Annotated in this window: 5 protein-coding genes and 5 tRNA genes; 5 read left to right on the top strand and 5 right to left on the bottom strand. The window is 58.9% G+C overall.

Features of this window, described 5'->3' with window-relative positions:
• Positions 1–166 precede the first annotated feature (166 nt).
• The 5 genes from JKV55_RS07990 (at position 167) to JKV55_RS07970 (ending at position 709) form a co-directional block, all read left to right on the top strand.
• A tRNA-Met gene (locus tag JKV55_RS07990) sits at positions 167–243 on the top strand.
• A gap of 47 nt (positions 244–290) precedes the next feature.
• Positions 291–367 (top strand) — tRNA-Met (locus JKV55_RS07985).
• A 37-nt stretch (positions 368–404) separates the two neighbouring features.
• Positions 405–481 (top strand) — tRNA-Met (locus JKV55_RS07980).
• A 37-nt stretch (positions 482–518) separates the two neighbouring features.
• Positions 519–595, top strand: a tRNA-Met gene (locus tag JKV55_RS07975).
• Positions 596–632: 37 nt separating this feature from the next.
• Positions 633–709, top strand: a tRNA-Met gene (locus JKV55_RS07970).
• Positions 710–774: 65 nt separating this feature from the next.
• On the opposite strand, the gene JKV55_RS07965 is transcribed toward JKV55_RS07970, so the two are convergent.
• The 5 genes from JKV55_RS07965 to pepN all read right to left on the bottom strand — a co-directional run bounded on the left by JKV55_RS07965 (position 775) and on the right by pepN (position 10608).
• On the bottom strand, positions 775–1311 hold the full coding sequence (locus JKV55_RS07965; RefSeq protein ID WP_202083955.1) for a cell division protein ZapC: 537 nt from the start codon (positions 1309–1311) through the stop codon (positions 775–777).
• 250 nt (positions 1312–1561) lie between these two features.
• The gene (gene pyrD, locus JKV55_RS07960; RefSeq protein WP_202083953.1) at positions 1562–2569 is read right to left on the bottom strand and encodes a quinone-dependent dihydroorotate dehydrogenase; all 1008 of its coding nucleotides are present in this window, start codon (positions 2567–2569) and stop codon (positions 1562–1564) included.
• A gap of 57 nt (positions 2570–2626) precedes the next feature.
• Positions 2627–7462 (bottom strand): NAD-glutamate dehydrogenase, encoded by a 4836-nt coding sequence (locus JKV55_RS07955; RefSeq protein ID WP_202083951.1) that lies wholly within the window; start codon positions 7460–7462, stop codon positions 2627–2629.
• 318 nt (positions 7463–7780) lie between these two features.
• Positions 7781–8002 carry a DUF2835 family protein gene (locus tag JKV55_RS07950; RefSeq protein WP_202083949.1) on the bottom strand — a complete coding sequence of 74 codons (222 nt, stop codon included), beginning with the start codon at positions 8000–8002 and terminating at the stop codon, positions 7781–7783.
• Positions 8002–10608, bottom strand: a complete 2607-nt coding sequence (gene pepN, locus JKV55_RS07945; protein WP_202083947.1) for an aminopeptidase N — start codon at positions 10606–10608, stop codon at positions 8002–8004. Before pepN ends, JKV55_RS07950 begins: the two co-directional genes overlap by 1 nt.
• Positions 10609–10645 lie beyond the last annotated feature (37 nt).

Raw genomic sequence — 10645 nt, 5'->3', positions numbered from 1 at the left:
ATAAAAGAAGGCGGTATTATACCTTAAACCTTGGTCGGTCTGTAAAAATTGCCGCCAGGTTGCGTGGAAGATAGACATATAGCGGCATTATTACGCAACCGGAATAAAGTTCTGGTAAAGCCCTTGCGTTCAGTGATGCGGATCACTAGTATACGCAGCCTGAGGACGCGGGATGGAGCAGCCTGGTAGCTCGTCGGGCTCATAACCCGAAGGTCGTCGGTTCAAATCCGGCTCCCGCAACCAGTTCTCAGCAAGCAATAACAGTAAGGTGTAATACATCAAGTATCGGACGCGGGATGGAGCAGCCTGGTAGCTCGTCGGGCTCATAACCCGAAGGTCGTCGGTTCAAATCCGGCTCCCGCAACCAACTTGGTGAAGAACACGGCAATACGTCAAGTATCGGACGCGGGATGGAGCAGCCTGGTAGCTCGTCGGGCTCATAACCCGAAGGTCGTCGGTTCAAATCCGGCTCCCGCAACCAACTTGATGAAGAACATGGCAATACGTCAAGTACCGGACGCGGGATGGAGCAGCCTGGTAGCTCGTCGGGCTCATAACCCGAAGGTCGTCGGTTCAAATCCGGCTCCCGCAACCAACTTGATGAAGAACATGGCAATACGTTAAGTACCGGACGCGGGATGGAGCAGCCTGGTAGCTCGTCGGGCTCATAACCCGAAGGTCGTCGGTTCAAATCCGGCTCCCGCAACCAACTTAGCGCACAGTATAACCAGGTTACAGTTCCCCCGTTTCAATCACTGTCAACCGTATCGGCAACTACCCCACCCTTCTCAGTTCTTCTTCCTGCTCGACTTCTTCGAGACTGATAATGCGATCGTTCATGACTTTTATGGCACCGAAGGTCGGTAACTGTTTGCTGTCATTCAATGAGACCGGCACCGACAGCGACATGCATACCGATGCGGACGCCGAGGTTTCCACCGCCATCAGGGTTAGCCGTTCACCCGCCACCGCCAGGCCGATCAGCTCGCCCAGCTCGGGGTGGTGATAATCCGCCTGTTGTGTGAAAAACCAGCTTTGTGGCATCAGTGGCTTGTAGAAGCGGGCCACCGCTACGGCATTGAGGGCCGCCTGAACCCGCTGGGCCGGGGCGGAAATAGTATTCAGCTTGTCGAGAAAGGTATAGTAAAGGCCGGTATCTTCCACCGAAAAACACTGGTGCATGCCTTCGGGGCATACCAGCTGTTTTTGCAGATAAGGGGTGGCGAATAACATCTCCTCCCCTAAGTCCAGCATCAGCCGCCGTTCTTTTCCGAGAAACCAGCGCCAATTGTCGTTTGGTTGTAGCAGCATCCAGATCACACCTTGTGAAAAAGAAAGTTCATCCCCAACGCTCTAATTGTATATTGCATTTTGACGCCGGGGGGAAAACTTCCATTGACAAGATACAACTAAATAACGGTTCCGAATGGTAGAGCTCTACCGGCAGCGACAGGGTTCCGCTAAGCAGCCCCTCCGCACCCTCCCTGGCGCGGCGGAGCCCCCAGGAAGGGTTCACGGCGGGGCCCGGTCGATGTAGCACTATTAGATTAGGAACAATTAGTTAGAGGTGCTTGGCCAGCCGATGAACCAGGGCCGGCCCCTGATAAATAAAGCCGGAATAAATCTGCACCAGGCTGGCGCCGGCGGCCATTTTTTCCCGGGCCGCGGTCAGCGAGTCGATCCCCCCCACCCCGATAATGGGCAGGCGACCATTCAGGCGACGGGCCAGCTCGGCAATCACCTGGGTGCTCTTGCCCTGTACCGGCCGGCCGCTCAAACCGCCCGCCTCATAGGCGTGGGGAAGATCGAAGATCAAGGCACGATCCAGGGTGGTATTGGTGGCGATGACGCCGTCTATTTCAAAGCGTACCAGGCTGTCGGCGATCTGTTCTATTTCTTCCGGCGACAGATCCGGCGCGATCTTGACCAGCAAGGGCACCTGTTTATGATGCAGCTCGGCCAATTGCCGCTGTTTCTGCTTGAGCGCTGACAACAAATCATCGAGGGCATCGCCATACTGCAGGGAACGGAGATCCGGGGTGTTGGGCGAGGAAATATTGACCGTGATATAGCCGGCATGGGCATAGGCCTTTTCCATGCAGAGCAGATAGTCATCCTTGCCCTGCTCGATGGGGGTGTCTTTATTCTTGCCGATATTAATACCCAACACGCCCTGGTAACGGGATTGCTTCACGTTTTCGATTAAGTAGTCGATGCCCTTATTGTTGAACCCCATGCGATTGATAATGCCTTCCGCCGGTTTTACCCGGAACAGTCGGGGTTTTTCGTTACCCTCCTGGGGGCGCGGCGTCACGGTGCCCACCTCGATAAAACCGAATCCCATGGCGGCAAAAGCGTCGATGCATTCGCCGTTTTTATCCAGGCCTGCCGCCAGCCCCACCGGATTGGTGAAGGTCAGCCCCATCAGTTGCACCGGGTTCTGGATCAGTGGCCGGCGGTACAGGGTCGCCAGCGGGGTATGCTGGGTCTTGGCCAGGCCCTTGATGGTCAATTCATGGGCATGCTCGGGATCGCATTGAAAAAGCAGGGATTTAGCCAGTGAATACACGTTGTTTTCCTCATAAAAAAGCCCCGGTCATGGCCGGGGCTTTTGCGTTGTGCACCGTTATACGGCGTTCATGCAGTTGAGATGAAGCAGGTTCAGCTCGCGCAGGGCGACCGAGAACTTGGCGAATTCATGACTGCCGGAGGTCTTGAAGTCGGCCAGCAGGTGACGCCAGCGATTCAGCAGCTGCTCATGCTCATTAAGCCACTGGTCGAGCATACTAGCGCATTCGCCCTGGGCTTTACAGTTTTTCAGCACCACCGAGGTCAGGCTGCGTTGCTGGTAGTCCAGATCCTCGCGGAAGGCCGCACGGGCCAGGGCCTGCCAGTGGTTGCCCACCGCCTGCTGGTTGATCTGATCCAGGAACCAGTGCAGCTCCAGCTCGGCACCGAGGTGGAAGTACAGCTCGGCCACCACCCGGATGTCCCGCTCTTGCTCTGCGGCCACCTGGGCCAGGTCCAACGCGGAGAACAGGCTGCTCATGTGGGACACGCGCTGTGCCACCGAGCGCGGAATCCCCTGCTGTTCCAGGCGGGCCACCGCGGCTTGATGCTCGTTCACTTCCGCCTCGATCATCACGCTATAGAGATGCTCCGCCAAGGTGTCGTAGGCCGGCTTGAACTGGGCGATGGTTTCCTCGATACCCAGGTTACGGTTGCGTGAGCGCAGGAACCAGCGAGTGGCCCGGCGTACCATGCGCCGTACCTGGTAGAACATGTCGAGCTGAGTCTCGGCCGGCACCTGGTTGTCCAGGGCCTCGATGTCGCGCAGCAGCTCATTCATGCCGAACACTTCCCGGGCAATCATGAAACTGATGGCGATGTCGCTCATGCTGGCGCCGGTCTCGTCCTGCATCCGGTTGGCGAAGTTGAAGCCCATGTCGTTGACCATGATGTTGGCCAGACGGGTGGCGATGATCTCGCCCCGCAGCGGGTGATCCATCAGGGCCTCGCCGAACCGTTCCACCAGTTGGGCCGGCATGCTGCTCGGCAGCAGGCGGGCGATATAGGCATTGTCGGTCAGCTCGGGCACGTTGAGCAGCTCTTTCAGCACCATCTTGCCGTAAGCCACCAGGATGGCCAGCTCGGGACGGGTCAGGCCCTTGCCGGCGGCCATGCGCTCGGCCAGCTCTTCGTCGTTGGGCAGATACTCCAGGTTACGGTCGAGTTTGCCGTCCCGCTCCAGCCATTGCATGAAGCGCTGGTGCTCCTTGAGCGGGCTGGCGCCGCGGTGCTCGGTAATGGAGATGGTCTGCGACTGACGATAGGCGTTGGTCAGCACGATGCCGGCCACGTCCTGGGTCATGTCGTACAACATCTGATCCCGGTGTTTCTTGGTCAGTTCGCCCTTGTCGACCAGGGCGTTGAGCAGGATCTTGATGTTGACCTCGTTGTCGGAGCAATCCACCCCACCCACGTTGTCGGTAAAGTCGGTGTTGATGCGGCCGCCGCGGCTGGCATATTCAATCCGGCCCAACTGGGTGCAGCCCAGGTTGCCGCCCTCGCCCACGATACGGGCACGCACCTCTTCACCGTTGACCCGCACCGCGTCGTTGGCACGATCGCCCACGTCGGCGTCGGTTTCCCGGCGTGACTTGATATAGGTGCCGATACCGCCGTTCCACAGCAGGTCCACCTCGGCCATCAGCAGGTGACGGATCACCTCGGTCGGGGTCAGGCTGGCCTTCTGGGTGCCCAGCAGTTTTTTCATCTGGGGCGTAAGCTTGATGGACTTGGCCGAGCGCAGGAAGATACCGCCGCCTTCGGAGATCAGGGAAGCGTCGTAGTCCTCCCAGCTCGAGCCGGGCAGATGGAACAGACGCTCACGCTCCTTGAAGGTGCTGGCGGCATCCGGCTCGGGATCGATAAAGATATGCAGGTGGTTGAAGGCACCCACCAAGCGGGTATGGGGCGACAGCAGCATGCCGTTACCGAATACGTCGCCGGCCATGTCGCCGACGCCGACACAGCTAAAGTCGGTTTGCTGGCAGTCGATGCCGATTTCACGGAAGTGGCGCTTCACCGATTCCCAGGCGCCGCGGGCGGTGATGCCCATCTTCTTGTGATCGTAACCCACCGAGCCGCCGGAGGCGAAGGCATCACCCAGCCAGTGGCCGTATTCGGCGCTGATTTCGTTGGCAATATCGGAGAAGGTGGCCGTGCCCTTGTCGGCCGCCACCACCAGGTAGTAGTCGTCTTCATCGTGACGTACCACGCTTTTCGGCGGTATCACTTCGCCCTGGATGATATTGTCGGTCACGTCCAGCAGACCGCGGATAAACAGGCGGTAGCAGGCCTGCCCCTCTTTCAGGAAGGCGGCGCGATCGCCCACCGGCAGCTGTTTACAGACGAAGCCGCCCTTGGCGCCCACCGGCACGATCACGGTGTTCTTCACCTGTTGGGCTTTCACCAGGCCGAGCACCTCGGTACGGAAATCTTCCCGGCGATCGGACCAGCGCAGGCCGCCCCGGGCGACCTTGCCCCAACGCAGGTGCACCCCTTCCACCCGCGGCGAGTACACGAAAATCTCGAACTTGGGCAGGGGCTGGGGCATCTCGCTGATGGATTCCGGCGCCATCTTGAAGGAAATATACGGCTTGTCGCTGCCATCTGCCGCCGGCTGGTAGAAGTTGGTCCGCAGGGTGGCTTCGATCATCTCCATATAGCGGCGGATGATACGGTCATCGTCCAGGTTGGCGACCTTGTCCAGCTCTTCGATCAATTGCTGATGCAGTTTCTGGATCTGCTTGGGATCCTGCTTGAGCTTAGGTGACAGTCGGCGCTGGAACAGGGTGAACAACAGCCCGGCCAGTGCCGGATAACGGGACAGGGTTTCTTCGATATAGCTCTGGCTGAAGCTGACGCCGGTCTGGCGCATGTACTTGGCATAGGCACGCAGTAGGCTGACCTCACGGCCGGACAAGCCAGCCGCCAGCACCAGGCGGTTGAAGCCGTCGTTTTCCAGCTCGTTGCTCCATACCTGGGCAAAGGCTTTCTGGAACCGCTCCTGGCTGGCATCCAGATCGAGCGGGCTGCCGGTGTAGAGCATGGAAAAATCGAGGATCCAGAAGGTTTCACCGGCACAGTCTATTTCATAGGGCGTTTCACCAATCACCCGCAGCCCCATGTTTTCCAGCATGGGCAATACGTCGGACAGGTGGATGGGCTCGGCGCGATGGTAGAGCTTGAGCCGTACCCGGTTGGAATCGCGCTCTTCTTCCTGGGCGCGGTAGAACAGCATGCCCAGTTTATGATCATCGTTCAGCGCCTCCAGCTTCTCGATGTCGGCCACCGCCGACCCCGGCATCACTTCTTCGGTATAGGAACGTGGGAAGGCGTTGCGGTATTTGTTTTTCAGCCGGTTACCCTCGGCCTCGCCGAAACTGGCGGACAGGGCCTGCTCGAGCTTATCTTCCCAGCTGCGGGCCGCTTCAATCATGTTTGCCTGGATTTCGTTCACATCAATATCCATAGAGTTATTCTGCACCCGGATCAGATAATGGGTGCGGGCCAGTACGCCTTCGGAGAAATAGGTGGTGAACTCGACTTCTTCTTCCGAGCCGAAATAACGCTGGAAGATACGCTGGGTTTTTTCCCGCAGGGCGGTGTTGTAACGTTCCTTGGTGACGTACACCATGCAGGAAAAGAAACGGCCGAACAGATCCCGCCGCACGAACAGCCGGGTCATGTCCCGTTCCTGCATGGCAAGCACACCCATGCCGATATCGAGCAGCTCTTTCTCGGTCGCCTGGATCAGTTCATCCCGGGGGTAGGTTTCCAGGATATTCAACAGCGCCTTGTAGGCATGGGAGCCGCGCTCCAGGCCGGATGCGTCGATGATGCGCTTGAGCTTGGCGCCAATCAGCGGTATCTGCATGGCACTGGTGTTGTAGATGCTGGACGCATAGAGGCCGATAAAACGGTCTTCCCCGACGACCTTGCCTTTATTGTCGAAACGTTTGACGCCGATGTAGTCGATATAGGCGGGTCTGTGCACCCGGGACTTGTGATTGGTCTTGGTCAGAACCAGGATATCCTTGCTGAGCGCGGCCTCCCGGGCAGTGGCGGTCAGGCTGCTGAGCCTGAGGCCGTCGGTCTGCTGGGCCTTGCGCATCAAGCCCAGGCTGGAGTCGAGTTCGGGCACCAGCTCATAGTCGCCTTCGATGGCGGACACGTTGTAACGGCGATAGCCCATCAGGGTGAAGTTGTGATCCGCCACCCAGCTGAGGAAAGCCAGGGTTTCCTTCAGATCATCCGGATTGGCTTCCTTCGCCTGCTTGGGCAGGCTCTTGATGATGTCGCCGAGCCGGTCCACCATGGGCTGCCAGTCCCCCACCGCCATCGCGACTTCTTCTACCACCGACAGCAGTTCGTCGCGCAACCGCTCACGGGCTTCGACCTGGGGCTGGCGATCGATCTCGATCAGGAAAGCGGTTTCCACCCGGTTTTGCTGTGCCTGCTCCTGGCGGCCAAGGATCCGTTGCAGTTTTCCCTGCTCATCGCGGATCAGGTGCATCGGCTGGTGCAGCATCAGGTGCGAGGTAATACCCAGCCGGGTCAGCGCCATGCGGATGGAGTCCACCAGGAAAGGGGCATCCTTGATAATCAGCTCGACAATGGTATGAGGAGACTGCCAGCCATGGCGGGAGAGTTCGGGGTTGTATACCCGAACATAGGGTGTTTGATCGACGCGGGTTTCAAACGAGTTCCACAGGCTGATGGCGGCACCATACAGATCACTGTCATTGCGGTGGTTCAGGTCATCGTGGGTCATACCGCCGTAGAGCTTGCTGACGAAGGTGTTCACCAGGGAAGCGGTGTGATTGGAAAATTTGTCTTCTACCAATTGATTGACGTTTTCAAGCAAAACGGATGTTGCTGCGTCTTTGAATGTCATGGCGTAGTGTTCCTCGGGTACAGGCAATAACCATGGGGAGTGGAGCCCCCAACGGGACGGGCCCAGTTTAAGCCCGGCCTATCTGGAATGCGAGCGAAGCAGTGAAAAAAGGTCCAGAAATATCGACCAGGTCACTTGTGGGTGGAATATATACAATGCATGAAAATACTTTAGCGAAAGAATCTGCTAAAGGTGAATGAATTGTTTCAATCTAATTTTGAATAGTTAGGCGGGGAGTTTATTAATTATCAGCAATTGCTGAGTAAATAAGATAAAAAGCCCGTATCCAGGGCCTTTTATATGCAATGGAATGGATGCTTATGGCAGTCGGCTCAGCCGGTGCAGTCGGTTTTGCTCATTCAGCTCGATTTCGAAATAACCGTTCAAACCGTCGTGTCCCACGAAGCTGCGAAAATGATGCAAGGCCACCTGCAGCCGCAGCCCTTGCTCGGTATTGACCGACAGGGCGGCCACCCGCCCCTGGTAATAACGCAGCAGTTGCGCCTTGGAAATCGCCAGACGAAAGCGCAACCGCTGCATCAGGCTAGGGCCTTGCTGATCTTTTCAAACAGATCCCGGGACAGCTCCGGCAGGGCCATCAGCCGTTGCAACCGGGATCTGATCATGGCCTGCCGGGTATCATCCAGCCGCGCAAACTGGATGAGCGGGGTGACCAGCCGCGAGGCCACCTGGGGGTTGCTGTGGTTGAGCTGCTCCAGCACCGAGACCAGCAGATCATAACCGGCCCCGTCGCGGCGATGGAACTGCACCGGGTTGGCGCCGGCGAAGGCCCCGATCAGGGCGCGCACCCGGTTGGGATTGCTCAAGCTGAAGGTCGGGTGCTGCATCAGATCTTTTACCCGCTCGAGCGTCCCCTCGCCCGGCGCCGTGGCCTGCAGCCGGAACCAGTTGTCCAGTACCAGCCCATCATGGCGCCATCTGTTTTCAAAATCGGCCAGCATGGCCTGACCGCCTTCCAGCCCGGCCCGCACCGCCCCCTTCATGGCCGCCAGGGTATCGGTCATATTGTCGGCCTGGTGGTACTGCTGTTGCACCAGCGCCTCGTCTCCGGCCAGAGCCAGATAGCCCAGGGCCACGTTCTTCAGGGCCCGGCGGGCCATGTCCTGATGCTCGATGCGATATGCGGGGGTCAGGTTGTCCGCGTAGGCCTGTTGCCACAAAGGGTGAAGCGCGTCGGCCAGTCCCTGCTGCAGGCCTTCATGCACCCGGGCCAGCACATCGATATCGACCCGTTCGAACAACTCCAGCAGGCTGCCCAGATCGGGCAGGGTCAGCATTTCGGCCTTCAGTGCCCGGTCCAGCGAAGCGTCCTCCAGGATAGCACGAAACACCTCCACCAGGGCGCGAGGCAGCGCCGGTGCTTCTGGGCGTTGCGCCTGGGCCAGATGGGCCACGACGCTCTTGTTGATCAGCATCTGTACTGCATCCCAGCGGACGAACTCATCCAGGCAGCAACGCGCGAGCAGTGCCAACTGCTCATCGGTGTAGCCGTAGTTCAGCTTGACCGGGGCCGAAAACCCCTGCAGCAGGGCCGGTGTCGGCCGGGACGGAACCTGCTCGAATACAAACTGCTGCTCCGCTTCCATGACATCCAGCACCGGCCCCACCGAGCGGCCTTCGGCCATCAGCGTGAGCGGTTCGCCCTGGGCGGTATACAACGCCAGGCTGAGCGGAATATGCAGCGGCAGTTTTTCCTGCTGATCCAGGGTGGCCGGGGTATGCTGGCGCACGGTCAGGGTATAGCGTTCCCGGGCGGCGTCATAGTCGTCGGTCACCGTCAGCACCGGGGTTCCGGACTGGCCGTACCAGCGTTTGAAACGGCTCAGATCCCGCCCGCTGGCCTCGCTCATGGCCGCCACGAAATCATCGCAGGTGGCGGCCTCGCCGTCGTGACGCTGCAGATACAGGGCCAGCCCGCGCTGGAACGCCTGCTCCCCCAACAGGGTATGCAGCATGCGGATCACTTCCGAGCCTTTTTCGTACACGGTGAGGGTATAGAAGTTGTTCATCTCGATCACCGCATCCGGACGGATGGGATGGGCCATGGGACCGGCATCTTCGGCAAATTGCGGGCCGCGGATGATACGCACGTTGCGGATGCGGTTGACCGTGCGCGACCCCAGATCCGAGGAAAACTCCTGGTCGCGGAATACCGTCAGCCCTTCCTTCAGGGACAGCTGGAACCAGTCGCGGCAGGTGACCCTGTTGCCGGTCCAGTTATGGAAGTATTCATGACCGATCACCCGTTCGATATCCAGGTAATCGTTGTCGGTGGCGGTGTGCGCATCGGCCAGCACGAACTTGGCGTTGAAGACGTTCAGGCCCTTGTTTTCCATGGCCCCCATATTGAAGAAATCCACCGCCACTATCATATAGATGTCGAGATCGTATTCCAGGTGGCAGCGCTGCTCGTCCCAGGCCATGGAAGCCTTGAGGCTGTCCATGGCATGCCCGGCCCGATGCAGATTCCCCTTGTCCACATAGATCTCCAGTGCCACCGCCCTGCCGCTGTGAGTGGTGAAGCTGTCACGCAGCACATCAAAGTCTCCCGCCACCAGGGCGAACAGGTAGGCCGGTTTGGGGAAAGGATCCTGCCATTGCACCCAGTGGCGGCCGTCGTCGAACCTGCCCTGCCCCACCCGGTTGCCGTTGGACAACAGATAGGGATAAAGACCGGCATCGGCGGTGATGCGGGTGCTGAAACGGGCCAGCACGTCGGGTCGGTCCAGGTAATAGGTGATGCGCCGAAAGCCCTGGGCTTCACATTGGGTACAAAAGGCATTGCCCGACTTGTACAGTCCTTCCAGGGCGGTATTGGCCGCCGGACTGATGCGGGTCCTGATGGTCAGCACGAATTCCTGCGGTACCTGGCTCAACACCAGCCCGCTCCCGGTTTGTTGGTACTGGCTGGTGTCCACCCCGTTGATGGCCACCTGCAGCAGTTCGAGTTGCTCGCCGTCCAGCTCCAGGGGCTCGCTGTGCTCACCGTTGCGCCGGATACGGCTGATGGCAACCACCTCGGTGGCGCTGTCGTGCAGCTGGACATCCAGATCCAGGGTATCAATCCAGTAATGGGGCGGCTGATAATCGTCGCGGTATTGCACTTGGGGTTTTGTTTGGGTCATAGCGGGGATCTCGTTAAAGTCATCCGAGGGGCTTTAA

The organism is Zobellella iuensis (assembly GCF_016746085.1).
In the GTDB taxonomy this organism is placed as follows: domain Bacteria; phylum Pseudomonadota; class Gammaproteobacteria; order Enterobacterales; family Aeromonadaceae; genus Oceanimonas; species Oceanimonas iuensis.
The sequence above is the reverse complement of the archived record's forward strand: the minus strand, read 5'-3'. Positions and strand labels throughout refer to the sequence as shown.

Coding starts and splice junctions, on each gene's coding strand:
- JKV55_RS07965 (WP_202083955.1), bottom strand. CDS start 1,311: ATGCTGCTACAACCAAACGACAATTGGCGCTGGTTTCTCGGAAAAGAA.
- JKV55_RS07955 (WP_202083951.1), bottom strand. CDS start 7,462: ATGACATTCAAAGACGCAGCAACATCCGTTTTGCTTGAAAACGTCAAT.
- JKV55_RS07950 (WP_202083949.1), bottom strand. CDS start 8,002: ATGCAGCGGTTGCGCTTTCGTCTGGCGATTTCCAAGGCGCAACTGCTG.
- pepN (WP_202083947.1), bottom strand. CDS start 10,608: ATGACCCAAACAAAACCCCAAGTGCAATACCGCGACGATTATCAGCCG.